The following is a 25,473-nucleotide window of genomic DNA, read 5'->3' as shown; positions in this document are numbered from 1 at the left end:
CGAAGTGGCGCTCATGAATGCGCGAGCCGGTGACGCCTTGCTACTTGCGGAACAGGAGGCCCCACATGAGGACCGTACAGAACACCAGCCCTACCCATCCCTGGAATCGGGTGATTCGAATCATTCTGGCCGACATGATGTCTTCGGTCGACATGTTGTAAAAGAATTTGTACGTCCATCGCCAGGCCCTCGATCGGCAATGGAAGGCCAAGATCCGTTCCGGACGAAACGCCATGATGGCGGACATCGCGATGCCGTAAGCGACAACGACAAAGCCGACGATAAGGCGGTAGCTCGATTCGTTCATGTGGCGGCCCCGGATCCAGCGGTTGAGGAATTGGACAGAACGTCGGTAACCGTTGCGAACGTGAACCCATGATCGTGTTCTTTGGAATCCGGGCCGAACCGGCTTTGCGCACGCGACCCCGCCTCACCGCGCCGACATGAAATCGAACAACTTCGCGATATCGGTCGTCAGCACGGCGCCGGCCTTCACCCCCACCCACAGCGTTCTCGTCGCCCACGCATCGTCGAGCTTCACGACCCCGAGCCGCGCCGCGCGCTCGCCGGTCACTGCATCGCGCGGCAGGATGCCGATGCCGAGCCCCGCCTCGATCATCCGGCTCACGCCGTCGAAATTCGACACCTGGATGCGCAGCTTCAGCGAGCACTCGACCGCGAACGCTGCGTCGGTCATGCGCGCGAGCAGCGAGCTGCCGTCGCTGAGCCCGACGTAGTCCTCGTCGAGCGTATCCGCGAAGCGGATGCTGTCGCGCGCGGCGAACCGGTGCGTGCGCGGCACGAGCAGCACGAGCTCGTCGCGCCGGTACAGCCGCCGTTCGATGCCGGGGGCCGGCACGTTGTCGGCGAACACGCCGAGATCGGCCTTGCCGGACGCGAGCGCGTCGACGATCTCGTGGCTCAGCCGCTCTTCGAGGCTGACCTTGATGCCCGGATGGTCGGTAAGGAACGCGGCGAGATCGGCGGGCAGGAACTGGACGATCGCGGACGTGTTGGTCCACACGTGGATGTGGCCGCGCACACCGGCGACGTAATCGCTCATCTCGTGCGCCATCCGGTTGACCTGCTCGATCACCTTCGCCGCATGGTCGAGCAGCGCGCGGCCTGCGGGCGTCAGCTCGACACCGCGCGCATGCCGGACGAACAATGCACTGCCCGTCACGCTTTCCAGCTCGGCGATGCGCTTGCTGACCGCGGATAGCGTGAGCTGGCCGTGTTCGGCCGCTTTCGTCAGGCTGCCGTGCTCGGCGACGAGTGCGAACACGCGCAGCGACTGCAGATCGAAATGAAGCGGGTTCACCATGTCGTGGGTCCTGGGAAGGCCGTGCCGGCGCCCGCCGTCGGCGCGGCGGCCTGACGCCGATCATACGCCCGGCCGCCCCCGCGCGATACGGCGCGCCTAGCGCGGCGCGATCGACAGCAAGGCGGTGAGCATCGCGCCGTCCGGCTTCTCGAGATCGTCGAGCACGTCGAAGTGCTGCATGCCGGGCAACCCGACGTGGACGATCCGTTCGCCGGCCGCTTCGCACGCCGTCGCATAGTCGTGTGCTTGCCGCACGAGTTCGGGCAGCTCGGCTTCGCCGACCGCCACCACCGTCGGTGCGCCGGGCCCGACATGGCGCAACGGGCTATATGCGTCGACTTCGTGCGCGGTGAGCTGCAGCTTGTCGTTCAGGCAGCACAGCGAGATCGGTTCGAGATCGACGAGCGGACTGATCGCGAGCGCCGACACGACGGCCGGATGCGCGCGGTGCACGGCCGTCAGGTGGCCGCCGGCCGAATGGCCGCTCAGGTGGATCGGTCGCTTCGCGGTGCCGAGGCCGTCGGGATCGTTCGCCAGGTAGTCGAGCAGCGCGCCGATCTCGCCGACGATGTCGGTCATCGTCGCGACCGGCGCGAGCGTGTATTCGGCAAGTATCACGTCGAAACCGCGCGCGAGCGGCCCACTCGCCCCGTAGGCGAAATCCTCTTTCGCGCAGTGCTGCCAGTAGCCGCCGTGAATGAACACCAACAGCGGCGCATCGGGCTGGCCGCACGACAGCCAGTCGAAACGCTGCGCGGGTTGCGCGCCGTAACGCAGGTCGCGCCGGACGGACGCGGCTGCATAGAGCGCTGCGCTGCGCGCCTGCATCGACGCGAGCAACGCAGGGAAATCGGGTACCACCTTCGTGTTCAGATAAGCGGCGTCGAGCGCCGCGCGGTCCATGCCGCGATAGAGGATCGTCATCGGGAATTGCCTGGGTCGGGTGGCGCAAGCGCGGACGCAAGCGTTGCGTCCGCTGCGAAGGCGGCTTCTCAGTCGCCGATGCACGCATTATCCGCAGCGCGGCACGGGCCGGCTATCCGGAATCGGCGAGCGCGGAAACCGGCTGTCCGATTTCGGCGGGAGATCGGCGCGGCATGCAGTCGCACCGTGATCAGGTCCGCTCGCGTGAGGGCGACGCGGCGATACGACGCGGTGGTGCGCCGGTGCTCAGATCAACTCGGAGATCTCGATCAGGTTCAGGTCGGGATCGCGCACGTAGACCGACCGGATCTTCTGCGTCGCGCCCGTGCGCTCGACCGGCCCTTCGACGATCGGCCAGTCGACGCGCTTCAGGTGTGCAATCACGTCGTCGAGCGGCACGGACGCGATGAAGCACAGGTCGAGCGCGCCGGGCACCGGCACGTGCGCTTTCGGTTCGAATTCCGCGCCACGCACGTGCAGGTTGATCTTCTGGTTGCCGAAGCGGAAGGCGATCCGGCCCGCGCCGAAGGTTTCGAGCTGCATCTGCAGCACCTCGGTGTAGAAATGCTTCGTCCGGTCGGGATCGACGCAGGTCAGCACGAGATGGTCGAGGTGATCGATCAGCGCCATGAGGTTCGCTCCTGTTCGTGGTTCATGAGAACGCGCGCTGCGCGGGCATGTCGCCGGCGTCCGCGCGCGGCGGCGGATGAAGGTCCGAGCGGCGCCCGGCTTTCAGGATCTGGCTCGGCACGTCATGCCCGATCAGCGCGGGCAGCCGTGCCGACGCGGCCAGCACGGCCGCGAGATCGATGCCCGTATCGTAGCCGTCGAGTTCGAGCATGTGCACGAGTTCTTCGGTGCACGCGTTGCCGGTCGCGCCCGGCGCGTACGGGCAGCCGCCGAGCCCGCCGAGCGACGCGTCGAAGCGGTCGATCCCGGCGTCGAGCGCCGCGAGCGTATTCGCGAGCGCCATCCCGCGCGTGTTGTGGAAATGCAGCGTGAGCTGCAGCGCGGCGAAGCGTTCGCGTGCCCGTGCCGACAGGTCGCGCACCAGCGACGGAAACGCCATGCCCGTCGTATCGCACAGCGTGAAGCCGTGCACGCCGAGATCCGCGAAGCGCTGCATCCATGCGAGTACGCCTTCGGCTGCAACATCGCCTTCCATCGGGCAGCCCATCGCGGTCGACAGCGACACGTTGATCGCGACACCGGTGCCGCGTACCGCGTCGATCACGTCGCGCAGTTGCGCGAACGACTGCTCGCGCGTCATCCGCAGGTTCGCGCGGTTGTGGCTTTCGCTCATCGACATCACGAGGTTCACTTCGTCGACCCCGCACGACAGCGCGCGCTCCGCCCCGCGCACGTTTGGCACGAGCACCGTATAGACGACGCCGGGTGCGCGCGCGATGCCGTGCATCACGGCCTCCGCGTCGCGTAACGCGGGGATCGCCTTCGGCGACGTGAACGACGTGACCTCGATCTTCGCGTAGCCGCACGCGCTCAGCGCGTCGACGAGCGCGATCTTGTCGTCGGTGTCGACGAAGGCCGCTTCGTTCTGGAAACCGTCGCGCGTCGCGACTTCGTGGAGGTAGAGCCGTTTGCGTTGGCCGTTCATGTCGTCGTCTCCGGGTTCGGGTTCAGATCACACCGCGCGTGCGCCAGTCGCCGCGCATCGCCGCATCGATGCCGAGCGATTCGAGTACCGCGTCGGTATCCGCGCCGAGCGCGGGCGCCGCGTGGTCGATGCGCCCGGGCGTCGCGCCGAGCTTCGGCACGATACCGGGTACGAGCACCGGCGTACCGTCGGGCAACGCGGCATCGACGAGCATGTCGCGGGCGCGGTAATGCGGATCGGCCGCGATGTCGGCCACGTCGTAGATGCGCCCGGACGGAATGCGTGCTTCGTTCAGCGCGGCCAGTACGGCATCGAGATCGTACTGCGCGCTCCATTCGCCGATCGCCGCGTCGATGCGCTCGACCTGCGCGACGCGCCCGTCGTTGTGCGCGAGCGCGGGATCGTTGCCGAGATCGGGCCGGCCGATCAGCTCCATCAGGCGCCGGAAGATGCTGTCGCCATTGCCGGCGATCAGCGCGTACTTGCCGTCGCGGCAGCGGTACGCGTTGGTCGGTGCGATGCCGGGCAGGCTGCTGCCGGCCGCCTCGCGCACGGCGCCGAACGCCGAGTATTCGGGCAGCAGGCTTTCCATCATGTTGAAGACCGACTCGTACAGCGCGACGTCGACGACCTGCCCGTGGCCGCCCTGCTGCTCGCGATGCCGCAGCGCAAGCAGCACGCCGATCACGCCGTGCAGCGCCGACAGCGAATCGCCGAGCGAGATGCCGACGCGCACCGGCGTGCGGCCGGGCTCGCCGGTCAGGTGCCGCAGGCCGCCCATCGCCTCGGCGATCACGCCGAAGCCGGGACGGTCGCGGTACGGGCCCGTCTGGCCGAAGCCCGATACGCGCAGCATCACGAGCCCCGGGTTGATCGCGGACAGCGCGTCCCAGCCGAGCCCCCAGCCTTCGAGCGTGCCGGGCCGGAAGTTCTCGATCAGCACGTCGGTTTCCGCGACGAGGCGGCGCACGACGTCCTGCCCTTCGGGCGTGCGCAGGTCGAGCGTGAGCGAGGTCTTGTTGCGCGACTGCGCGGCCCACCAGACCGACGTGCCTTCATGCAGCAGCCGCCATTTGCGCAGCGGGTCGCCGAGCCCGGGCGGCTCGACCTTGAGCACGTCGGCGCCGAATTCGGCGAGCATCCGGCCCGCGAACGGCCCGGCGATCAGTTGGCCGAGTTCCAGCACGCGAATGCCGTCCAGGGGGCGTGTCATGGCTGTCTCCGATGCAATCGTGGTGTCGATGAAGGCGATGATGACGGCGTTCGCGCCCGGCGAAAATCGATCGATGCTCAACCAGCCTTTCCGTTTCGGAAAGGCGCGCGTCGCGCCCCTCATGCAGGCGTTGCGTCAGCCTTTCCCTCCGGGAAAGCGCGCTCGCGCAACGGGCAAACGACGGCACGCGCGCCGCCGGCAGAATCGAACCCGTTCCGCGCCCGCCGGGCGCCTGTCAGCGAGACCCGCCATGTTTTCTGCTTCCTTTCCCGCGAAGATCGTGTTTCTCGACCGCGCGACGCTGTCGCCGCACACCGTGCTGAAGCCGTTTCCGTTTCCGCACGTATTGCAGACCTTCGACCGGACGGCCGCGCACGAGATAGCCGCGCGCATCGCCGACGCGGACATCGTCGTGACCAACAAGGTGCGGCTCGACGCGGCAACGCTCGCCGACGCGCGGCGCGTGCGGATGATCGCGATCGCCGCGACGGGCACCGACATCGTCGATCTCGACGCGTGCGCGGCGCGCGGCATCGTGGTGAGCAATATTCGCGGGTATGCGGTCCGCACGGTGCCCGAGCACACGTTCGCGCTGATCTTCGCGCTGCGCCGCAGCCTCGTCGCGTACCGCGACGCGGTGCGTGCGGGGCGCTGGCTCGACAGCGGGCAGTTCTGCTTTTTCGATCATCCGATTCGCGACCTGGCCGGCTCGACGCTTGGGATCGTCGGCGACGGCGTGCTCGGGCGCGCGGTGGCCGGCATCGCCCGCGCGCTCGACATGCGGGTGCGGTTCGCGGCGCACGGCGATGCGGCGGGAGACGATTACGTGCCGCTCGACACGCTGCTGCGCGACAGCGACGTGATCACGCTGCACTGCCCGCTCACGCCCGCGACGCGGCACCTGATCGACGCGGCTTCGTTCGCGCGGATGGCGCGACGGCCGTTGCTGATCAATACCGCGCGCGGCGGGCTCGTGGATGAAGGCGCGCTCGTCGACGCATTGCAGTCGGGGCAGATCGCGGGCGCGGGGTTCGACGTGGTCACGCAGGAGCCGCTGCCGGCCGCGCATCCGTTCCACGCGATCCTGTCGCATCCGGCCTTCATCCTGACGCCGCACGTCGCGTGGGCGAGTGACGAAGCGATGCAAGCGCTTGCCGATCAGCTCGTGGAAAACGTCGCCGCGTTCGTGGATGGCGCGCCGCGGCACGTGGTGTGACGTGCGTGGCGCAAAGTGCGGCGGGAGGTTATTTGAACCGCAAAACAGAACGGCCCCGCTCGATGGCTCGAAGCGGGGCCGGCTGAATTCGGGGGCTGCTTACGCCAGCGACTCGGCACGTTACGGGTTCGTGCATCCGCCCTATCTTGCGGCCGGTTTCTGAATTCCTGATGGGCTCTACTTTAAGGAATCCAGACGACCAACGATATAGGACAAGTCCGAAACTGAATGGGGCCAATTCTGGAAACGACCGTTTCGATCGCAGCGCACCGCGACCGACGCGAATCTCAGTAAGCCGACATTTCGACGCAAGGATCGACCTTGGACGGCGAGCAGATGACCGAGTACTTGGCGCTCTCGCGCATCAGCGCTTCGCCTTCGTGCAGCGCGATCTTGATCTCGGGGTGACGCTCGTACGCGAGGAAGGCCGAGCACACGACGGCGGACATCACGACGAGGGAAAACACAAATTTTTCAAGGGTTTGGAAACGTTCAGGCATGGTTCGACCTATCTCTTAGGCCGTGATTATATCTCGAAATAAGGGTTTTCCCTATAACCGGGCCCACATACCGAGGATGCGTTCGGTCTTTTGGGGCCAGTGTTCGCACCCCTTTTCGGTGAATCGGTGTCGAACGCGGGTCGCGCCGGCCGAATGGCGCCACCCCGCCGGCCGTGGTCGTGCCTGCACGGGGCGAGGGTCATCGATGGTTTGAAGAAACGGAACGATCGCGGCTCGCAGGGACGAAGCCGCGTGCCCGCGGAATCAGGGCACGCCGCGCCGCTGACGCGTCACTGCGGCGCCGACGCGCCGCTCGCCGCATTGCCCGGCCACGCCTTGCCGATTTCGTCGACCAGCGACTTCGCGGTGCCCGTCACGATCGCCGCGTCGACGCCGGACGTCTGCCACGCGCCGTCGGCGGCCTGCACGAAGGTCAGGTTCGCGCGCGAAGGCTTGTAGTCGGCATTGCGCCACGTGACGACGACGTCGCACGAGTAGGTGCGATCGCCGAGCTTCTTGCAGTCGCCGTCGGGTTTCGCCGACACGACATCGGCCGAGACGGGCAGCGGCTGGCCGAACAGCGCGTTCAGGCCGCCGTGGTTTTCCGCCTCGAGCGCGCGGCGCACGGCGGCGTCGACGTCGCTCGAACCGGGGCCGTCGTGGAGCAGGTTGCAGGCGGCCAGCAGCGTCGATGCACCGGCGAGTGTCAGCAGCGTGTGGAACTTCATGGATATCCGTTATCAGGTGAACGCCGCGTAGTCTGCAACGTCCGCGTGTCGTGCGCGGTATCCATTTGTAACCAATTGCACGGATGCGCAAGCGGCATGGCGTACCCGCGTGTCGCCCTCGCCTACTGCCGCTCCTGCTTCACGCGGCTGACGAGCTGCGTCGGGCTCACGAACTGCAGCGCGATCACGACCCACACGAGCGTGATGGCCATGTAGATCATCGCCATCGCGTCGATCGATTGCGGCGCGCGCACGCCGGTCGAGAACACCGCGTAATACAGCGCGACGACGAGTGTCTGCGTGCTCGGCCCCGCGGTGAAGAAGGTCAGCTCGAACATCCCGATCGTGCGCACCAGCACGAGCAACCCCGCCGCGAGCATGCCGGGCACCAGCAGCGGCAGCAGCACGTAGCGGAAATAGCGCCACGTGTTCGCGCCGAAGATGCGCGCGGCGGCTTCGAGATTCGGATCGATCTGCTCGATGAACGGCGTCATCACGAGGATCACGAACGGCAGCGCCGGCACGAGGTTCGCGAGGATCACGCCGGGCAGCGTGCCCGCGAGCCCGACCTTGTACATCACGGTGGCCATCGGGATCCCGTACGTGACGGGCGGCACCATCAGCGGCAGCAGGAACACCAGCAGCGCGAAGCGCTTGCCGCGAAACCGCACGCGCGCCAGCGCATACGCGGCCGGCACGCCGAGCGCGATCGACAGCAGCACGACCGCGCCGACGACCTCGACGGTCACCCACAGCACGCTCGCGAGCTGGAAGTCTTCCCACGCCTTCGCATACCAGTGCAGCGTGAAGCCCTGCGGCAGCGGCGTGCCGAACCAGCGGGTCGCGATCGAGTTCACCGCGACGGTCGCGATCAGCAGCATCACGTTCAGCAGGAAGAACGCCATCAGCCCCCACACGAGCGCCTTCCACGCGCGGCCGGCGAGATTGCTTGTCATCTTCCGCGGTTTCCTCGCGTCGACGGGGCGCGCATCGGGTGCATCGGGCGTGTCGTGCTTCGGCGGCCAGGTGCGCGCGGCATGATTGTCGGTCGCCATCAGCCCTTGCCTCCCGTCACCGCGCCCGTATAGAAGAAGCGGCGCGCGCCGAGCATCGACGCGACCACCAGCAACTGCACGAAACCCATCACGATCGCGATCGCCGACGCCAGCGAATAGTCGTAGCTCTCGAACGCCGCTTCCGCCGCCGCGATCGAGATCACGCGCGTGGGCCCGGCCGGCGCGCCGAGCAGCACGGCCGACGGAAACACCGAGAACGCCTGCACGAACGACAGGCACGCGGCCATCGTGAGCCCCGGCACGAGCAGCGGCAGGTAGATCTGCCGGAACTGCTGCCACGGGTTCGCGCCGAGCGTCGCCGCTGCGCGCGCGAGCGTCGGGTCGATGCCGCTGATGTACGACAGCATCAGCAGGAACGCGAACGGAAAGCCCGACACGATCAGCGACAGCAGCACGCCCCAGTAGTTGTGCGTGAGGCGCACTTCGTCGGTGTACAGGTGCAGCCCCTGCAGCGCCTGCGGGAACCAGCCGTTCGGCCCGAAATACGTGAGCATCCCGTCGGCGACGAGCACGGTGCCGAGCGTCACGGGAATCACGAGCAGCGTCGTGACGAACTTCTGGTACGGCGAATGGCGGCGCAGCGCGAATGCGACGGGCACCGCGATGCCGACGTTGAGCAGCGTCGCCGGCACCGCGAGCTTCAGCGTGACGACCACGGTCGGCCACATGGCCGTGTCGGTGAAGAACTGCACGTAGTTCGCGAGCGCGCCGCCGCCGTTCATCGGCTGGAACGACAGCACGAGGCCGTACGCGAACGGGTAGATGAACAGCGCGACGATGAACGCGAGCGCGGGCGTGACGAGCCACGCTTTCGCGTCGCGCGGCGTGCCGCCGGACGCGACCGTGCTCATGCGGCCTCCCGGTATGACGGCGCGGCGGTCACGCCGCTCATGTCGGCGCTCCCGGATAGACGAGCGTGCGTGACGGCGCAACGCGCAGCCGCAGCGGCTCGCCTTCCGTGAATTCGCCGGCGACGCGCGCCCAGATCGGGCCGAACGGCGTGACCGCGCGGATCAGCGAATCGCGGCCGCCGTACTCGACCGTTTCGACGGTCGAGTCGAACGCGTTCGTGTTGTCGCCCGCATCGTCAGCCCGCTCGACGTCGTCGGGGCGCAGCGCGACCACGACCTCCTTCGTATCGAAGCCGGCCATCGGCACGCCCGTGACGCGCACGCCACCGGCCGCGACGTTCACGTAATCGCCGGCCATCCCTTCGAGCGTGAACGGCAGCACGTTGCGATACCCCATGAAGCGCGCGACGTGCAGGTTGTGCGGGCGTGTGTAGACGTCCTTCGGCGTCGCGACCTGCTGCACGACGCCCTCCTTCATCACGACGATGCGGTCGGCCATCGACAGCGCTTCGTCCTGGTCGTGCGTCACGTAGATCGTCGCGCGTTCGAGCTGCGTGTGGATGCGGCGGATCTCGGCGCGCATTTCGATGCGCAGCTTCGTGTCGAGGTTCGACAGCGGCTCGTCCATCAGCACGAGCGGCGGCTCGATCACGATCGCGCGCGCAATCGCGACGCGCTGCTGCTGCCCGCCCGACAGTTGCCCGGGCAGCTTGCCCTCGTGGCCGACCAGTTGCACGAGTTCGAGCGCCTGCTGCGCGCGCCGCCGCGTTTCCTGCTTCGGCACGCCGCGCATCTTGAGGCCGAAGCCGACGTTGTCGAGCACCGACATGTGCGGAAACAGCGCGTAGTTCTGGAACACCATCCCGAAGCCGCGGCGCTCGGGCGGCAGCACGTCGATGCGCGTGTCGTCGAGCCAGATGCCGCCGCGCGTGAGCGGCTGCAGCCCCGCGATGCAGTTGAGCGCGGTCGACTTGCCGCAGCCCGACGGGCCGAGCAGCGCGATGAATTCGCCGCGCCGGATCTCGAGATCGAGCCCGTTCAGCGCGGCGACCTGCGCGCCTTCCGCATTGGTGAAGCTGCGGCATACGCCATCGAGCCGCAGCCGTTCGAAACTGTGCTTCATTGCGCGAACTCCCTCGACGCGGGCGCCGCGGCGCCCGCCGGTTCATGCGTCACTTCGACTTCTGCGAACCGATCTCCCGATCCCACTTCTGGAACGCGGCAACCATTGCCTGCGCGTTGAGCGGCTGCACGTGCGGGCGCTCCGCGAGCAGCTTCGCGTACTCGGGGCGGCCGAATTTCTTGATCACTTCCTGGCTGTGCGCGGGCGCCATCTCGAGCGTCACGCCCTTCACCGCCGGGCCCGGATAGAAGTAGCCGTCGTCGTAGGTCATCGCCTGTTGCGCCGGTTCGAGCAGGAAGTTCATCAGCTTGAACAGCACGTCGAGCTTTTCCTTCGGCACGCCCTTCGGGATCACCATGTAGTGCGCGTCGTTGACCCACGTCATGTTGTCGAAGGCCTGGACCTTGAATTCCGCCGGCACGATGCCGAGCGCGCGCGGGTTGAGGTCCCAGCCGGTGACGGTCACGGTCATGTCGCGCGTGCCCTCGCCGAGCTCCTTCATCACCGCCGACGTGCCGCCCGGGTAGTACGGCACGCAGTCGTTCAGCGCCTTCAGGAACGCCCAGGTCTTGTCCCAGCCGTTGATCGGATCCTGCGGATTCTTGTCGCCGAGCACGTACGGCAGCCCCATCAGGAACGTGCGGCCGGGGCCCGAGTTCGCCGGGCGCGCATAGATCAGCTTGTTCGGGTGCGCCTTGCACCACGCGAGCAGCTGATCGGGCGTCTTCGGCGGGTCGCTGACCTTCGCCGGGTTGTATTCGAGCAGCGGGCCGGCCGGCATGTAGGTAACTTCGAGGCCGTAGCCCTGCGCGAGATCCTGCATCTTGCGCGGGCCGGGCGCGTATTTGTCGAGCACGCCGGGGAGCGCGGCCGCGTCGTCGGGCAGCAGCTTCTGCCACAGGTTCTGCTCGATGCCGGCGGCCAGCGCGTCGGTGCCTGTCAGCACGAGGTCGATGTCGGCGCGCCCCGCCGCCTGCATCGCCTTGATCTTGCCCGGCAACTGCGGCGCGGGCGCGTTCGTGAACGTGACGTTCGAGACGAGGTTCGGGTTCTTGTCCTTGAAGGCTTCGATGGCCTTCTGCGTGAGCTGCAGGTTGCCCGCGACATCGACGATGTTCAGCGAGACGGGGGCGGCGACGGCGGCCGTGGCAGACAGCGTGAAACCCACGGCGAGTGCGATCCGGCGGACACGGCGAGCGATCGGGGTGGCGTTCATGTCTCCTCACTTCGGTCGGTGGATGGGACCTTTCTTTTCAGGAAATCATGACGGCGTTATACGATGTCGGTCAACAAAAAACCACGGCTTGCGGGGCGGGACTTTCCCTGACAAATGCCTTCCGTTTATTGAGGATTTGTGTGCCGACCGATGCTGGGGCGTCGTGCCGGGTCGATTGTGCCGCGTGTTAAGACGTCGTATCTCGGCGATCGGCGAAATGGAATCGGTTCGAGGCCGCATCGCGACGCGACGGTGACGGCGCGCGCGCCGGGCACCCGGTCGGGCGCGGCGCGCGAAAGGCGGGAATATTCGGTCAGTCAGGCCGTGCCGAGAGCGGCCACTTCTTCGATCAACCGTTCTGCATCCCGCCACTCGCCATACCCCGACGCCGGGTTCAGGTGGCCGACCTCCCCCAGATCGACGAGCTGGCTGCCCCACCCGGCCGCCAGCGCCTCGATGCGTTCGAAACCCGCGAGCGGATCGTTGCGGCTCGCGGCGACGATGCTCGGAAACGGCAGCCGTCCGGTCGGTATCGGCGTCCAGCCGTTCGCGGCGATCGCCTCGGGCGCCGGATAACCGGCAGGCATCGGCGACTCGAGATCGGCCGGCGCCGCGAGCAGCGCGCCGTGGATCTGGCGCGTGGCCTGCCGTGCCCAGTGCACCGTGATCATCACGCCCGCGCTGTGCGCGACGAGGATCACCGGGCCGTCGATCCCGGCCAGCGCCGCATCGAGCGCCGCGACGCGTGCGGCGCGGCTCAGCTTGTCGGCTTCGAGCGGCGCGACGGCGCGTGCGTTCGGCAGACGTCGTTCGAGGTGCGTCTGCCAGTGGTCTTCGACGTGATCGCGCAAGCCGGGCACGATCAGGATGGTGGGGGTGGTCGTCAGGGTCATGCTGTCTCCGAAACGTTCAGGAAAGGTGGGACGCGCGCCGTTCGCGTTCGACGCGCGCGAGGTCGCCCACATAGCTCGCGCGTCCGATCGCGAACAGCACGGCGGCCATGAGCGGCACGACGGGAATCCATTGCAGCGCGCCGACGAGTCCGGCGCGATCGGCGACCCACCCCGTCAGCAGCGGGCCCGGCGCCATGCCGAGCAGGTTGTTGGCGAGCGTGAGCGTCGCGAACGCCGACGCGTGGATCGCGGCCGGCGTCAGGTTCGCGACCATCGCGCCCGATGCACCGGACGCACCCGCGCCGACCAGCATCCCCGCGCAGATCAGCGCGAGCTGCAGCGGCCCGGGCGGCAGCCGGAACGCCATCGCGAGGCACACGCCCGTGAGGACGCAATACGCGATCGCGGTCAGCCACTTGCGCTTGCCGTCGGTCTTGCCGACGCGGTCGGTGACGATCCCGCAGCCGACCATCCCGACACCCGCGAGCAGCACGAAGCCGGCCGCGAGCACCGCCGCGCGGTCGGGCGCCATCGCGTAGTAGCGGTTCAGGTAGCTCGGCAGCCACGCGAACAGCGCACCCGGCACGAACAGGTGCAGCCCGCTGCCGAGGTACGCGCAGATCACCGAACGCGACGCGAACAACCCGGACATCAGCGCACGCACGTTGCCGCGCAGGTCGCGCGGCGCGCCGGTGACGCGCCGGCACGGTTCGATCCGATACGCGGCGAGCCGCCGTTCGGTCACGACGCCGCGATACGCGACGAGCAGCACGATGCCGAGCGCGGCCATCACGCCGAACGACCAGCGCCAGCCGAGATGCGCGCCGACCAGCCCGCCGAGCGCCATCCCGAACACGGAGCCGAACGCACCGCCGGCCATGAACGCGCCGGTCAGGGTCGCGCGCAGCCGTGCCGGAAAGATGCTGAGGATCAGCGCGACGCCGACACTGCCGTACGCGGCTTCGCCGAGCCCGACGAGGCCGCGTGCGACGAGCATCTCCGCGTAGTTCGTCGACAGTGCGCAGCCGAGCGTCGCGATGCTCCACAACGCGGCCATCAGCACGATGCTGCGCACGCGTCCGAAGCGGTCGGCGAGTACCGACAGCGGGAACGTCAGCAGCCCGACCAGCAGCGCGACGACGCCGGACAGCGAACCGAGCTGCGTGTCCGACAGCCCCCACGCGTGCTTGAGCAACGGGAATACGGCATTGAGCACCTGCCGCGACATGTAGTCCGACAGCAGCAGGCCGACGGTCAGCCCGAACACGAGCCACGCATACGCGGGCGCGCGCCGGCCGGCGGCGGCGATGTCCTGCATCGACGGCTCGACTTGATGGATCAGCATGCGTGTCTCCTCCGGCGCCGGAGGTCGTGCTCCGGCGCGGCTTGCGTGGCCCCGCTCCGTGGCCCGGAGTCAGCCCCCGCGCCGTGCGCGGGGATGGGTGCCACGCCACAACGGTCGGCGGGCGGCGGCCGTGGCGACCGCCTGCCCGGGTGCGCGGCGCGTCAGGCGGCCCGCAGCGGCACGTTCATCTGGCCGGAGCGGCGGTTCGGCGCCATCCCGAGGTGCGCCAGCGTCTCGTCGATGCCGTCGTACTGCACGCCGATCCGGTAGATCGCCTTCGCCTCCTTGCCGGTGGCGATGTCGCGGCCGAGTTCGCGCGCGATCCGCACGCACTGCTCGACCTGTTGCACCGACGTCATCCGGTTGCCCTTCTGGTCGATGATCGTGTCCTCGATCCCGCAGCGCGGATGCAGGCCCAGCGCCATCGCGACCGTGTTGATCGGCAGCACGTTCTTCATCAGCGATTCGAGCGTGATGCACGCGCCGTCCGGGCAGCGCCGCACGAATTCCATGAAGTTGTACGGATTCGGGCCGTCGAAGCCGCCGCCGATCCCGACCCACGTGACGTTCAGCGGGCCGCGATAGACGCCGCGGCGGATGATCCGTTCGAGCGTTTCCAGCGCGTGCATGCCGGTGAGCTGGAAATGCGGCTGGATGCCGGCCGCCTGCAGGCGGCGCAGGTGCTCGTCGACCCAGCCGGGGCCGGCCGGCACGGTCATCTCGCGGTACGCGTCCCAGTACGCGGCTTCGTTCAACGACGTGCCGGCGATGTCCTGGCGGTTCATCAGCTCGGTGATGTTCATCTGCACGGTGTTGATCGCGACCGTCACCTGGTCGGGCTTCGGCGTCAATTCGGCAAGCATGTGGCGCGTGTCGTCGGACAGCCATTTCGCGTCGGCGCCCTCGCCTTCCGGCGCGAACGAGATCGAGCCGCCCACCTGCAGGATCATGTCGGGCACCGCATCGCGCAGCCGGCCGAGCAGCTCGTTGAACTTCGACAGCCGCTTGCTGCCCTTGCCGTCGAGCTCGCGCACATGCATGTGCAGCACCGTCGCGCCCGCGTTGTAGCAGTCGACGGCCTTCTGCACGTGCTCGTCCATCGTCACCGGAATGTCTTCCGGAAAATCGGCCGGCATCCATTCGGGGCCGTACGGCGCGACCGTGATGACTACCTTGTCCTGGTTTTCCGGGTGCAGCGAATCGTCGAGAAATTGCATGTCGTCCTCCAGTGGAAATCGTTGTATTGCGGGCGTACGGGCGTGCGTATCCCGCCGCGCCGGGCGGCGGGCCCGGCGCGTTGCATGGGGTTTCAGAGATGGGCTACGGTGTTGGCGGGCTCAGAACGGCACGTCGCCGACGATGCCCGCGCGCTCCATCTGGCGCACGCACGGCGGGTAGTCCATCACTGCGTAGTGCTGGGTGCTGCGGTTGTCCCAGATCGCGACGCTGTGCTTCGTCCAGCGCCAGCGCACCTGGTATTCGGGGATATATGCCTGGCTGATCAGGTATTGCAGCAACTGGCCGGCGCCGGGATTCGCGTCCTGCCCGACCCGCACGCGCGCCGGCGTGTGGAAGTTCGTGAAATGCGTGGTGAACGCATTCACGTACAGCACCTTCTCGCCCGTTTCGGGATGCGTGCGCACGACCGGATGCTCGGCGTCCGGGTACTGCGCCTTCAGCGCGAGGCGCTTGTCGATCGGCATCGCCGCGCCGAAGCTCGCCTCGATGCTGTGGCGCGCGCGCAAGTCGTCGATCTGCTGCTTCACGTGCTCCGGCAGGCGCTCGTAGGCGAGCACCATGTTCGCCCACATCGTGTCGCCGCCAACCGGCGGACCGTCGATGCAGCGCAGCACGCAGCCGAACGGCGGCGCCACGCGCCAGCTCGCATCGCTGTGCCACGCATTCTCGTAGCGGTCGTTCGGCTGGTCGGGCGACTTGTAGATCCGCACGAGCCCCGGATGCTCGGGATCGCTGCCGGCCACCGGATGATCCTCGAGCTCGCCGAAGCGCCGCGCGAACGCGACGTGCTCGGCGCGCGTGATGTCCTGGTCGCGCAGGAACAGCACGCGATGCCGCAGCAGCTGCACGCGGATCTCGGCGAACAGGCCGTCGTCGTGCACGGCGTCGGCGAGGCTCACATCCAGCAGTTCCGCGCCGATCGCGCAGGTCAGGGGTTCGACTCGCATGCGCGTCTCCTCAGACGATGAACACCGACGAACCGGTCGTCTTGCGCGATTCGAGATCGCGATGCGCCTGCGCGGCGTCCTGCAGCGCGTAGCGCTGGTTGATCTCGATCCGGATCCGGCCGGCCGCGACGTGCGCGAACAGTTCGCCGGCCAGGTCGTTCTTCTCGGCCGGATCGGCGATGTAGTCGGCCAGCGCCGGGCGCGTCAGGTATAGCGAGCCTTTCATCGCGAGGCGCTGCGGATCGAACGGCGGGATCGGGCCCGACGCGGTGCCGACGCACACCATCAGCCCGCGCCGCTTCAGCGAATCGAGCGAGCCTTCGAAGGTGTCCTTGCCGACGCTGTCGAACACGACGTCGACGCCCGCGCCGTCCGTCAGTTCGCGCACGCGCTTCGCGACGTCCTCGCGGCTGTAGTCGATCGTGTGGTCGCAACCGTGTGCGCGGGCGATTTCGGCCTTGTGCTCGCTGGAGACGGTGCCGATCACCTTGAGCCCGAGCAGCTTCGCCCATTGCGACACGATCAGCCCGACGCCGCCGGCGGCCGCGTGCAGCAGGATCGTGTCGCCCGGTGCGAACGCATGGATGCGGCGCAGCAGGTAGGCCGACGTCAGGCCGCGCATCGTCATCGCCGCGGCCGTTTCGCACGTGATGCCGGCCGGCAGCCGCACGAGCGGCGCGGCGGGAATCAGCCGTTCGGTGCTGTATGCGCCGAGCGTGTTCAGGAAGCCCGTGTAGGTCACGCGGTCGCCGACGGCGACGTTCGTCACGCCGGGGCCGACCGCTTCGACCACGCCGGCCGCCTCGACGCCGAGGCCGGCAGGCAGCGGCACCGGATAAAGGCCGCTGCGGAAGTACGTGTCGGCGAAATTCATGCCGACCGCGTCGTGCCGCAGGCGCACCTGGCCGTGGCCCGGGTCGCCGACGTCGACTTCCTCCCAGCGCAGGACCTCGGGGCCGCCGGTTTCGTGGAATCGCACTGCATGTGCCATGGTGTTCTCCGTAAGGTGTCAGTCGGATGCGCGCCGCGCATCGTCGGTTTCGTTCGGTTCGTTCGGTTCGTTCGCGCGTGGCGGGGTCGCGGCTGCGCCGTCCGCCAGCGATGCATCCAGTCCGGCCCAGTCCGCGTCGCCGAGATAGCGCCGCGCGGCCGGGAAAATCACGCCTTCCATCCGCCCCATCTGCTCGAACGCGCCGTGCGCGTAGCGGGCGAACGCCGTGTCGAACGCGGCCGACGGCAGCCCTTCCGCGGCGATCCGCATGAGCGCATCGAGCGCTTGCGCGTCGCGCCGCCGCTGGCGGTCGAGTTCATCCAGTTCGGCCGCGACGCACTCCGCACGGACGCGCAATGCCGCGAACAGGCGCGCTTCGGCGGCCGTGCCGAACCGGGCGTGCTGCAGGGCGGCGAGCGATGCCAGCGCCTCCTGCGTCTCTGCCGCGTGCTGTTGCGGCGCGTCCACGTTTGCGGGTACGCCGGTCGTCATCAACGCACGCAGCCACCCTTCAACCGCACGATGCGCATCGAGGCAACGCGCCATCACGCGCGCCTCGGCCGGCGTGCGCCGCGACGTGCACACGAGCACCGGCACGCCGCTCGTCGCGAGCAGGTGCTGCCGTTGCGCGCAGGCCGCCGCATCGGCCTCGTGCGGCAGCGCCGCGACGCCGATCAGGTCGCAGCCGAGTTCGGCCGCCAGCGCACCGGGCGCTGCGTCGCCGGCCCCCGGATGGCCGGCCCCCGGTTGGCCGGCCCCCGCGATCGCATGAGACAACCCCTGCGCCCGCGCGGCGGCTTCCACTTTCGCACCGTGCTCCGGCAGCCGCGCTCCGGATAAACGCGAGTCCGGCGCGGCGCCGGTCAGCATGAACGTGACCCGGGCGCCGACCGCACGCGCCAGTTCGAGCGCATGGCCGATCGCGTCGATGCCGCCGGGCGAGCCGTCGACCGTCACGAGCAGATGGCGGTACATCGTGCCGCTCCGCTTATCCGGCGAGCGGCGCGCTGCGCCGCGTGCCGGTCGATACGATCTTCATGGGTGGGTTCCTCGCGGTGTTCGTCTTGCATCGGAACCCATGCTATCGATACGGCGCCGGTGCGGCCCCACTCGTCGCGGGGGGGATTGACGCGCGAATGCGGTTCGGCCGATCCTTCCCCCCACACCCACCCCGGACGCTGGCCCCCACGGCACCGCCGGAATCCGACTGCTGCCCCGATGGCCCACCCACCCGATCGCGCCGACGCGCCTCCCACCGAACTGGTCCTGAAGACGACCGCGCCGCGCGTGCCGGCGCAGTTGCTGGCCCGCGCGCGGCTGAGCCTTGCCGCACCCGCTTTCGACGGCCGGCCGGTCACGCTGGTGCAGGCGCCGGCCGGTTACGGCAAGACGTCACTGCTCGCGCAATGGCGCCGCGAAACCCTCGCGCTCGGCCGTGCGGTCGTATGGCTGTCGGCCGACGAGCGCGACGATGCGGCGCGGTTGCTGCAAGGGCTCGTGCAGGCGGTGCGGACCGGTTGTGCACGGCCCGGCTTCGGGCGCCTGATCCCGATGGGCGCGGCCGACGCGGCGCGCGCGCTGGAGGGCGTGACCGCGTGGCTGGCCGAGGTCGCGCAACTGTCGATCGATGCGCTGCTGATCGTCGACGATGCGGAGCGGTTGCCGCCCGCCGGCCTCGATGCGCTGACCTACGTGCTGCACAACGCGCCGCAAAACCTGCATGTCGTGGTTGCCGCGCGGCGCGGGCTCGATTACGTGGCCGGCGACCTGCTCGCCGGCGGGCAGTGCACGCTCGCGGGCCCCGACTGGCTGCGCTTCACGCTCGACGAGACGATCGCGCTGGTCGGCGCGCGCTTTGCGCAGCGGGTCGACGCCGACGCGTGCGCGCGGTTGTTCGAACGCGTCGACGGCTGGCCGCTCGGCCTGCAGCTCGCGATGGCCGCGATGGCGCGCTCGGCCGACCCGCGCCAGGCGGTCGACGCACTCGCCGCCCGCGTGGACGGCACACGCGACCGCCTCGTCGAGCTGCTGCTCGCGAACCTGTCGGCCGACGACACCGCGTTCCTGACGCGCACGAGCGTCGCCGATCGCCTGCATCCGTCGCTGTGCGCCGCGCTGCTCGACGACGCAGGCGCACCCGGCCGTCTCGCCCGGCTCGCACGCGACACGCCGCTGTTCATTGCGTCGGACGATTCGGACTGGTGCCGGCTGCATCCGCTCGTGCGCGACACGCTGCGCGACCGCCTGGCCGCGGGCCCGGACGCCGAGCGCAGCGCGCTGCATGCGCGGGCGGCTGCCTGGCTCGACGCGCACGGGATGACCGAGGAAGCCGCCCGCCACGCGTATGCGGCCGGCCAGTTCGAGGTCGCGTACGCGCTCGCGCAGCGTTGCCTCGAGGATGCGATCAAGCAGGGCCGCATCAACGACGTGCTCGACTGGCTCGCGCTGCTGCCCGACGCGGAGCTCGACAAGCGCCCGACGCTGCGCGTCGCGGTGGCCTGGGCGCTGGCGCTCGGCGAGCGCCATGTCGAGGCGCAACGCCAGATCGCGGGCATCCTCGCGGATCCCGGCACGCCCGCGGCGATGCGCTACGAGTGCGCGCTGATCCTCAGCGCGGCCGCGTATTACGCCGACGAAATCGACCGCTTCGTCGAGCTGTTCGAACCGTGGGCCGACTTCACGCCGCCGGCGGCGACTTGGCTCGCGCAAATGCATGCGAACCGGCTGTCGGCGCGCGCGATCATCGTCGGCGAACCGGCGCAGGCGCGCCGCTTCCAGCACGCCGCGCCGCGCGGCGAGACGGCGGCCGGGTTCGGCTACGTCGCGCGCTGGGGCGAGCTGATCACGGGCCTGAGCTACCTGCGCGAGGGCCAGGTGCGGCTGGCCGACGACGCGTTGTCGCCGGCGCTGGCGCGTGCGGAAGCCGATCTCGGGCGCCGCCATCCGCTCACCTGCATGCTCGCGGCGATGTGCGCGGCGCTCGCGTACGAGGCCGACCGTGTCGACCAGGCTGCCGCGCTGCTCGCGAACCGGCTCGACGTGCTCGAACATGCGGGCACGCCCGACACCGTGCTGCTCGGCTATCGCACCGCCGCGCGCATCGCGCTGCTGCGCGGCGTCGAGCACCGCGCGATCGACCTTCTCGAAGCGCTCGACGCGATGGGTGTCGCGCGCCGCCTGCCGCGCCTGTCGGTCGCGAGCCTCGCCGAACAGGTGCGCATTCATGCGGCGCGTTATCGCGAGGCGACCTGCCACGCGCTCGTCGAGCGGATCGATGCGATCGCCGCGGCCGAGTTTCCGTCGCACGGGCCGTTGTGGCGGCGCCCCGTCGTGCTGCTGCAGGCCACCGCGCACGCGGGTGCCGCGCTGGCCGCGCGCCGCTGGGACGATGCAAGCGCGGCGCTCGACGAAGCCGCCGTGCTGGCCCGCGAAATGAGCATGGGGCAGGCGCGTATCGAGATCATGGCGCTCAGCGCGTTCGCGCGCGAGCAATCGGGCGGCGGCGGCCGCGCGTTGCTCGACGAAGCGATGAACCTGGCCGACCTGTTCGGGCTGACGCGCACGCTCGCCGACGCGCATCCGGCCATCGCCGACTGGGCGCGCCGCGCCGGCGACGAAGCGGCCGCCGGCACCGGCCCCGCGCGGCACGCGCTGCCGCAGCCACGCATCGTGCCGCCCGCCCCGCGCGTCGCGGCCAGCCCGCGCGCGGTGCCGAGCGTCGTGCTGACGCCGAAGGAGCGCGCGATTCTCGAGCTGCTCGCGCGCAACCTGTCGAACAAGGAGATCGCGGTGGCGCTCGCCGTCGGCGAGGAAACCGTGAAGTGGCACCTGAAGAACCTGTTCGGCAAGCTCGACGCCAGTTCGCGCAAGCATGCGGTGCGCCGCGCGCTGGTGCTCGGCCTGCTCGAAAGCGCGCCCTGACGTCGTAACGCCGGTTTCGCCAGTCGGGCGCATCGTCGCGCCCGCTTTCCTCCGATTCTCCGCAACCCTGCCCCCCGCGCATGGGGGGGAGCGGCCGCCCGCCGTTGCGTAGTCTTTCCGCACGGCTCATGCGGGCGTCGCCTGTCACACCTTCCCGCCAGCCTCCCTGCTTCACCCGGACGGGCTCGATCCCGTCCGGTCCAATACGACCCTGGAGACTTCGATGAAGACGAAACTGGCCGCGCTCGCGGCGCTTGCCGGCTGCTCGGCGCTCGCGCAGGCCCAATCCTCCGTCACGCTCTACGGCGTGATCGACTCGGGCCTGCTGTACCAGAGCACGTCGGCGGCATCGTTCAGCCCGACCGCGCCGAACACGGGCAAGGTGTTCCGCATGAAGGACGGCGGCATCTACTCGAGCTTCTGGGGCATCAAGGGCAGCGAGGACATCGGCGGCGGCTACAAGGTCAACTTCAAGCTGCAGGGCTCGTTCGACAGCGGCAGCGGCAAGCTGCAGCTGAGCGATACGCCGGGCGCCGTCGCGATCTTCAACCAGGTCGCGTCGCTCGGCGTGTCGGGCCCGTTCGGCACGTTCACGGCCGGCCGCCAGATCGTGCCGATGATCTACGCGATGGCCGACACCGACGTGCGCAACGCGCAGTTCTTCGGCAGCGTGCTGATCGCGTGGCTCGGCCTGAACACGGCGGCCGGCTGGTCGGGGACGAGCACCAACGCAGCAATCGGCGCGCTGTACGACAGCAATGCGCTCGTCTACCAGTCGCCGACCTTCGCGGGGGCGTCGATCGCGCTCGAGTACGCGCCGGGCGGCGTGGCCGGGCAGTTCCAGGGCGGCACGCGCGAGTCGGTCGTGCTCAGGTATGCGAACGATGGGCTGAACGCTTCGGCCGCCTACTACAACGGCCACGACACGAGCCCGGCGCCGGGCGTCGCGCCGACCGGCGTCGACAACAACCGCTTCATCTACGTCGGCGCGAAATACACGATCCACGATTTCTCGGTGTCGGCGTCGTACGGCAACGGCAGGAATCCGTCGCATGCGGACAAGGTGAACCTCGACATGCTGTCGGCCGGCCTCGGCTATCGCTTCACGCCCGCGCTGCAGGTGACGTCCGCGGTGTATTACCTGAAGGACCGCAACGTCTCGGCGAACAAGTCGACGGCGGTCGTGCTGGCGGCCGACTACAGCCTGTCGAAGCGGACGATGGTCTATGCGCAGGTCGGCCACGTGAACAACCGCGGCACGATGGACCAGATGCTCGTGTACGGGCAGCCGGTTGCGCCGGGCGTCGGCACGACGGCCGCGATGATCGGGCTGCGGCACACCTTCTGACGGTTGCCGGCGGCGCCTGGCGATGCCGCGGCGGTCGCGCGTGGCCACCGCCTGCATCGATCCGCGGGATCGGCTACAGTGGGCGTTTTCGGCGCGCTCCGCCCTGCCGTCTCGCCATCGACCGTGGCGCGTGCGGCAGCAGGAACGGGGCGCGGATCCTTCACTTCGACGAGCGACCCTCCATGTCCGACCTGTCCGCCTTCCCGATCACGCAAAAGTGGCCGGCCCAGCATCCCGACCGTCTCCAGCTCTACTCGCTGCCGACGCCGAACGGCGTCAAGGTGTCGATCATGCTCGAGGAAACCGGCCTGCCGTACGAGCCGCACCTCGTGCGCTTCGACACGAACGACCAGCTGTCGCCCGCGTTCCTGTCGCTGAACCCGAACAACAAGATCCCGGCGATCATCGATCCGCACGGCCCGGACGGCAAGCCGCTGCCGCTGTTCGAATCGGGCGCGATCCTGATCTATCTCGCGGACAAGACGGGCCAGCTGATCCCGAAGGATCTCGCGGGCCGCTACGAGACGATCCAGTGGGTGATGTTCCAGATGGGCGGCATCGGGCCGATGTTCGGCCAGGTCGGGTTCTTCCACAAGTTCGCCGGCCGCGATTACGAGGACAAGCGTCCGCGTGATCGCTACGTCGACGAGTCGAAGCGCCTGCTCGGCGTGCTCGACGCGCATCTCGCGAATCGGCAATGGGTGATGGGCGATACCTATACGATCGCCGACATCGCGATCTTCCCGTGGGTGCGGAATCTGGTCGGGTTCTACGAAGCGGGCGACCTGGTCGGCTTCAGCGAATTCCGGAACGTCAAGCGGGTGCTCGATGCGTTCGTTGCGCGGCCGGCTGTCGAGCGTGGGCTCAATATTCCGGCACGGGGTTGATGGGTTAAGCACGGGCGGCGAACTGCAACGCCCACTGCTTTTTGAGGTTCATCGCGAATTTCCGGAGAACGCGAGGAAGACCGACGACTCTCGGCCACAATTGGGCGTTCACGAGATCACTCTGAACGGCCGAAGTCGCAACAGTTGCGGCCCCGGCTACTTGGTTGGGGTCACAGCCATAAGGATATTTTGTTGGAATCGGGCTTAAATTTTAGATAATTTTAATTGAGAGGTAATTTAGTTTTTTGCAAAACGGCATTCTCTTGCAACGAAAATGCCGACACCTCATTGCTCATCACATCATTGATTCTTTAGTTCGCCAAGAAGTGATCGCTCTGGAGGTTACTTCGCCAAGCGAGATTTAACGTCACTCAATACAAAATCGGTTGCCTCTGAGATAATGATTTTGCATGCGCGACGTATTTCGTCGATGGATTTTAAGGAAATTTTTATGTTTTTCCAGTCCTGGGCAATTCCCGTCGAGGCGTGTCCCCAGCTGATGTAATTCAAATGCTCAATCGAGTAGAATAAAACTAAGGAGCGGCGAGAAAAAAAGCAAAGCGCATGCATAGAGTATTGCTCTACCGCAGAGAGTTTGGGAATAAATGAGATCGATAGTGGGTTGAATATTGGGTCTACAGAGTAATCAAAATCCGTCAAAACATCCCTTATTTTATCGACGGTTTCCAATCTATACTCTTTTTCCTCTCTCCCCAACAAGGAAAGCGCAGAGTTTAGTAATGCCGCTGATCCATGCAAACCACCAATTTTCCGCGGCTTGGCAGGTATTTCTTTGTATTCTTCGACGGTATATTTTCTCTGCTCATACCTAAGAGACGCAAAAAAGGAGTCGCCTTCATTGGCTAGAAGCCACCGAGCGATAGCGCTGCGATTGGGTATGTAAGTACGATCGGGATCGCTAAAATCCAATTTAAAGAGGCTGCATATTTCTGACCCCCATACTGCCTCGTCTCTAAGAATGTTTAATTCGGCGAGATTCCTTTCGGCTTCCTCGCGAGTGCAAAAAACCGTGGCACTTTTTTCTTGGGCCAGTTTTACGATATCGGACTCGGTGGAATCGTTTTTTTCATCTTCTGGGGCGTCGGGTATATTTTGATTTAAATTAAGACCAAGTGCGTCCTTGGTGAAAATTAAAAGATCCTCATTTACAACCCCGAAGGTTTCGGTGTTGTCTGCCTGGAGCACAAATGTGGGTCGAGGTCCTTTCTTTAAATCCAGGTCGTCAGCAACAGAAGCCATAATGTCCCTATAACGCAGCGATCCCACAGAATGCGTTAGTGACATCAAGAAGCTTTCTGTGAATAGGCTGAATTTCGGGCCTGCGAGAGATGTTTCTGTGTCGCTCGAAGAATGGAAGAAATAAATTTTCTTCAATTCATTGTCACGTGCCGATTTTTCCAGGACGGGCTTGATGTCATCCTCAGACTTTATATAATTAGAGCCCGAATAGCAGGCATCTACAATCTTAACGGTGAGTGCTGGATTCAGATTTCGCAGCAATCCATCCAATTCAGTATTGCGTAGGCCGCCGCTTTCTTTCTTCTCCGATTTAAAATCAGAAAGTGCGTAAAAGAAGTCACCATCAAAGCGCGCCCCATGCCCAGTGAAGTAGAAAAATACCTCGTCTATTTCCTGGGATTTGTATTTTTTTACGAAATCCGAAATTACCGACTTCGCAACGCTTCCGGCGGGGGATTCGCCAAGAAAGCAAATATCATCATACTTTCCGAGCTTATCAAGGACGGCATTGACAATCAGTGCGTCGTTTTTGCAGGCGTCCAGCTTTTGCTGAAATTGGTAGTCGCTAACACCGATTACTATTGCGAGATTCATTTTTGGATAGAGGTGAGAAACCTGAGGACTCTTTCTGGAGCACATGCCAGGCAGCGACGACATGTCTACGTAGTTTATCGCAGCAGCACCGCAAACTGTGAATGAGCTTAGATACATGTTTCGGGCAATTTCCGCGGACCTATCCGTGATTTCGTGGGCGAGGCATATCATGAGGTGTAAAGGCCATGGATATGCCGATGAAGAAAAAGAGACAAACTGTAGCGCGTCAGGCAGCGGCCCGAGGGCCGCTGCCTGAACTGCC

The 25,473-nt window shown here is 67.0% G+C and carries 23 protein-coding genes; 4 read left to right on the top strand and 19 right to left on the bottom strand.

Annotated elements, in window-relative coordinates; all coding sequences use genetic code 11:
* Window positions 1-40: 40 nt before the first annotated feature.
* From LGM56_RS35390 to LGM56_RS35365, 6 genes are all read right to left on the bottom strand, one after another.
* Window positions 41-307, bottom strand: a complete 267-nt coding sequence (locus tag LGM56_RS35390; protein WP_089494877.1) for a hypothetical protein — start codon at window positions 305-307, stop codon at window positions 41-43.
* Between the two features lie 123 nt (window positions 308-430).
* Window positions 431-1,324, bottom strand: coding sequence for a LysR family transcriptional regulator (locus LGM56_RS35385; protein WP_226208095.1), 894 nt, complete (start codon window positions 1,322-1,324; stop codon window positions 431-433).
* Window positions 1,325-1,420: 96 nt separating this feature from the next.
* Entirely contained in the window at window positions 1,421-2,248 is an 828-nt protein-coding gene (locus LGM56_RS35380) for an alpha/beta hydrolase (protein ID WP_226208094.1), read from the bottom strand.
* Window positions 2,249-2,494: 246 nt separating this feature from the next.
* Window positions 2,495-2,878 carry a VOC family protein gene (locus tag LGM56_RS35375; RefSeq protein WP_089440118.1) on the bottom strand — a complete coding sequence of 128 codons (384 nt, stop codon included), beginning with the start codon at window positions 2,876-2,878 and terminating at the stop codon, window positions 2,495-2,497.
* 22 nt (window positions 2,879-2,900) lie between these two features.
* Window positions 2,901-3,863 (bottom strand): hydroxymethylglutaryl-CoA lyase, encoded by a 963-nt coding sequence (locus tag LGM56_RS35370; protein WP_226208093.1) that lies wholly within the window; start codon window positions 3,861-3,863, stop codon window positions 2,901-2,903.
* Window positions 3,864-3,885: 22 nt separating this feature from the next.
* Window positions 3,886-5,076, bottom strand: a complete 1,191-nt coding sequence (locus LGM56_RS35365) for a CaiB/BaiF CoA transferase family protein (protein WP_226208092.1) — start codon at window positions 5,074-5,076, stop codon at window positions 3,886-3,888.
* 250 nt (window positions 5,077-5,326) lie between these two features.
* Between LGM56_RS35365 and LGM56_RS35360 the strand changes: the two genes are divergently transcribed.
* On the top strand, window positions 5,327-6,292 hold the full coding sequence (locus LGM56_RS35360; protein ID WP_089494873.1) for a D-2-hydroxyacid dehydrogenase: 966 nt from the start codon (window positions 5,327-5,329) through the stop codon (window positions 6,290-6,292).
* A gap of 287 nt (window positions 6,293-6,579) precedes the next feature.
* Here the strand turns inward: LGM56_RS35360 and LGM56_RS35355 are convergent, their stop codons facing one another.
* The 12 genes from LGM56_RS35355 to LGM56_RS35300 all read right to left on the bottom strand — a co-directional run bounded on the left by LGM56_RS35355 (window position 6,580) and on the right by LGM56_RS35300 (window position 18,176).
* Complete coding sequence (locus LGM56_RS35355) at window positions 6,580-6,792, bottom strand: hypothetical protein (RefSeq protein WP_006497261.1); 213 nt, start codon at window positions 6,790-6,792, stop codon at window positions 6,580-6,582.
* A 290-nt stretch (window positions 6,793-7,082) separates the two neighbouring features.
* Complete coding sequence (locus LGM56_RS35350; RefSeq protein WP_089425443.1) at window positions 7,083-7,520, bottom strand: hypothetical protein; 438 nt, start codon at window positions 7,518-7,520, stop codon at window positions 7,083-7,085.
* A gap of 122 nt (window positions 7,521-7,642) precedes the next feature.
* Window positions 7,643-8,575, bottom strand: a complete 933-nt coding sequence (locus tag LGM56_RS35345; protein WP_089494872.1) for an ABC transporter permease — start codon at window positions 8,573-8,575, stop codon at window positions 7,643-7,645.
* Complete coding sequence (locus LGM56_RS35340) at window positions 8,575-9,447, bottom strand: ABC transporter permease (RefSeq protein WP_089494871.1); 873 nt, start codon at window positions 9,445-9,447, stop codon at window positions 8,575-8,577. Before LGM56_RS35340 ends, LGM56_RS35345 begins: the two co-directional genes overlap by 1 nt.
* A 37-nt stretch (window positions 9,448-9,484) precedes the next feature.
* Entirely contained in the window at window positions 9,485-10,570 is a 1,086-nt protein-coding gene (locus LGM56_RS35335; RefSeq protein WP_089472805.1) for an ABC transporter ATP-binding protein, read from the bottom strand.
* A gap of 49 nt (window positions 10,571-10,619) precedes the next feature.
* Window positions 10,620-11,786, bottom strand: a complete 1,167-nt coding sequence (locus tag LGM56_RS35330) for an ABC transporter substrate-binding protein (protein ID WP_089425439.1) — start codon at window positions 11,784-11,786, stop codon at window positions 10,620-10,622.
* A gap of 317 nt (window positions 11,787-12,103) precedes the next feature.
* Entirely contained in the window at window positions 12,104-12,679 is a 576-nt protein-coding gene (locus LGM56_RS35325; RefSeq protein WP_226208091.1) for an RBBP9/YdeN family alpha/beta hydrolase, read from the bottom strand.
* Window positions 12,680-12,695: 16 nt separating this feature from the next.
* Entirely contained in the window at window positions 12,696-14,024 is a 1,329-nt protein-coding gene (locus tag LGM56_RS35320; RefSeq protein WP_226208090.1) for an MFS transporter, read from the bottom strand.
* Window positions 14,025-14,185: 161 nt separating this feature from the next.
* The gene (locus LGM56_RS35315; protein ID WP_226208089.1) at window positions 14,186-15,241 is read right to left on the bottom strand and encodes a 3-keto-5-aminohexanoate cleavage protein; all 1,056 of its coding nucleotides are present in this window, start codon (window positions 15,239-15,241) and stop codon (window positions 14,186-14,188) included.
* A gap of 120 nt (window positions 15,242-15,361) precedes the next feature.
* The gene (locus LGM56_RS35310) at window positions 15,362-16,210 is read right to left on the bottom strand and encodes a TauD/TfdA dioxygenase family protein (RefSeq protein WP_226208088.1); all 849 of its coding nucleotides are present in this window, start codon (window positions 16,208-16,210) and stop codon (window positions 15,362-15,364) included.
* Between the two features lie 10 nt (window positions 16,211-16,220).
* Window positions 16,221-17,201: a quinone oxidoreductase family protein gene (locus tag LGM56_RS35305; protein ID WP_226208087.1), complete on the bottom strand. Its 981-nt coding sequence runs from the start codon at window positions 17,199-17,201 to the stop codon at window positions 16,221-16,223.
* Window positions 17,202-17,219: 18 nt separating this feature from the next.
* Window positions 17,220-18,176, bottom strand: coding sequence for a universal stress protein (locus LGM56_RS35300; protein WP_226208086.1), 957 nt, complete (start codon window positions 18,174-18,176; stop codon window positions 17,220-17,222).
* Between the two features lie 243 nt (window positions 18,177-18,419).
* On the opposite strand from LGM56_RS35300, the gene LGM56_RS35295 reads away from it, so the two are divergent.
* The 3 genes from LGM56_RS35295 to LGM56_RS35285 all read left to right on the top strand — a co-directional run bounded on the left by LGM56_RS35295 (window position 18,420) and on the right by LGM56_RS35285 (window position 23,357).
* Window positions 18,420-21,122, top strand: a complete 2,703-nt coding sequence (locus tag LGM56_RS35295) for a LuxR C-terminal-related transcriptional regulator (RefSeq protein ID WP_226208085.1) — start codon at window positions 18,420-18,422, stop codon at window positions 21,120-21,122.
* Window positions 21,123-21,345: 223 nt separating this feature from the next.
* Window positions 21,346-22,470 carry a porin gene (locus tag LGM56_RS35290; protein WP_226208084.1) on the top strand — a complete coding sequence of 375 codons (1,125 nt, stop codon included), beginning with the start codon at window positions 21,346-21,348 and terminating at the stop codon, window positions 22,468-22,470.
* Window positions 22,471-22,652: 182 nt separating this feature from the next.
* Entirely contained in the window at window positions 22,653-23,357 is a 705-nt protein-coding gene (locus tag LGM56_RS35285; RefSeq protein ID WP_226208083.1) for a glutathione binding-like protein, read from the top strand.
* 342 nt (window positions 23,358-23,699) lie between these two features.
* On the opposite strand, the gene LGM56_RS35280 is transcribed toward LGM56_RS35285, so the two are convergent.
* Complete coding sequence (locus LGM56_RS35280) at window positions 23,700-25,211, bottom strand: caspase family protein (protein WP_226208118.1); 1,512 nt, start codon at window positions 25,209-25,211, stop codon at window positions 23,700-23,702.
* Between the last annotated feature and the right edge of the window lie 262 nt (window positions 25,212-25,473).

The organism is Burkholderia sp. AU38729 (genome assembly GCF_020419725.1).
Classification (GTDB): Bacteria; Pseudomonadota; Gammaproteobacteria; order Burkholderiales; family Burkholderiaceae; genus Burkholderia.
The sequence above is the reverse complement of the archived record's forward strand: the minus strand, read 5'-3'. Positions and strand labels throughout refer to the sequence as shown.

Excerpts from the sequence above, each read along its gene's own strand:
- LGM56_RS35325 (WP_226208091.1), bottom strand. The coding sequence starts at position 12,679 with ATGACCCTGACGACCACCCCCACCATCCTGATCGTGCCCGGCTTGCGC.
- LGM56_RS35335 (WP_089472805.1), bottom strand. The coding sequence starts at position 10,570 with ATGAAGCACAGTTTCGAACGGCTGCGGCTCGATGGCGTATGCCGCAGC.
- LGM56_RS35365 (WP_226208092.1), bottom strand. The coding sequence starts at position 5,076 with ATGACACGCCCCCTGGACGGCATTCGCGTGCTGGAACTCGGCCAACTG.
- LGM56_RS35375 (WP_089440118.1), bottom strand. The coding sequence starts at position 2,878 with ATGGCGCTGATCGATCACCTCGACCATCTCGTGCTGACCTGCGTCGAT.
- LGM56_RS35295 (WP_226208085.1), top strand. The coding sequence starts at position 18,420 with ATGGCCCACCCACCCGATCGCGCCGACGCGCCTCCCACCGAACTGGTC.
- LGM56_RS35385 (WP_226208095.1), bottom strand. The coding sequence starts at position 1,324 with ATGGTGAACCCGCTTCATTTCGATCTGCAGTCGCTGCGCGTGTTCGCA.
- LGM56_RS35305 (WP_226208087.1), bottom strand. The coding sequence starts at position 17,201 with ATGGCACATGCAGTGCGATTCCACGAAACCGGCGGCCCCGAGGTCCTG.
- LGM56_RS35320 (WP_226208090.1), bottom strand. The coding sequence starts at position 14,024 with ATGCTGATCCATCAAGTCGAGCCGTCGATGCAGGACATCGCCGCCGCC.
- LGM56_RS35300 (WP_226208086.1), bottom strand. The coding sequence starts at position 18,176 with ATGTACCGCCATCTGCTCGTGACGGTCGACGGCTCGCCCGGCGGCATC.
- LGM56_RS35345 (WP_089494872.1), bottom strand. The coding sequence starts at position 8,575 with ATGGCGACCGACAATCATGCCGCGCGCACCTGGCCGCCGAAGCACGAC.
- LGM56_RS35380 (WP_226208094.1), bottom strand. The coding sequence starts at position 2,248 with ATGACGATCCTCTATCGCGGCATGGACCGCGCGGCGCTCGACGCCGCT.
- LGM56_RS35290 (WP_226208084.1), top strand. The coding sequence starts at position 21,346 with ATGAAGACGAAACTGGCCGCGCTCGCGGCGCTTGCCGGCTGCTCGGCG.
- LGM56_RS35330 (WP_089425439.1), bottom strand. The coding sequence starts at position 11,786 with ATGAACGCCACCCCGATCGCTCGCCGTGTCCGCCGGATCGCACTCGCC.
- LGM56_RS35370 (WP_226208093.1), bottom strand. The coding sequence starts at position 3,863 with ATGAACGGCCAACGCAAACGGCTCTACCTCCACGAAGTCGCGACGCGC.
- LGM56_RS35310 (WP_226208088.1), bottom strand. The coding sequence starts at position 16,210 with ATGCGAGTCGAACCCCTGACCTGCGCGATCGGCGCGGAACTGCTGGAT.
- LGM56_RS35315 (WP_226208089.1), bottom strand. The coding sequence starts at position 15,241 with ATGCAATTTCTCGACGATTCGCTGCACCCGGAAAACCAGGACAAGGTA.
- LGM56_RS35350 (WP_089425443.1), bottom strand. The coding sequence starts at position 7,520 with ATGAAGTTCCACACGCTGCTGACACTCGCCGGTGCATCGACGCTGCTG.
- LGM56_RS35390 (WP_089494877.1), bottom strand. The coding sequence starts at position 307 with ATGAACGAATCGAGCTACCGCCTTATCGTCGGCTTTGTCGTTGTCGCT.
- LGM56_RS35355 (WP_006497261.1), bottom strand. The coding sequence starts at position 6,792 with ATGCCTGAACGTTTCCAAACCCTTGAAAAATTTGTGTTTTCCCTCGTC.
- LGM56_RS35285 (WP_226208083.1), top strand. The coding sequence starts at position 22,653 with ATGTCCGACCTGTCCGCCTTCCCGATCACGCAAAAGTGGCCGGCCCAG.
- LGM56_RS35360 (WP_089494873.1), top strand. The coding sequence starts at position 5,327 with ATGTTTTCTGCTTCCTTTCCCGCGAAGATCGTGTTTCTCGACCGCGCG.
- LGM56_RS35340 (WP_089494871.1), bottom strand. The coding sequence starts at position 9,447 with ATGAGCACGGTCGCGTCCGGCGGCACGCCGCGCGACGCGAAAGCGTGG.
- LGM56_RS35280 (WP_226208118.1), bottom strand. The coding sequence starts at position 25,211 with ATGAATCTCGCAATAGTAATCGGTGTTAGCGACTACCAATTTCAGCAA.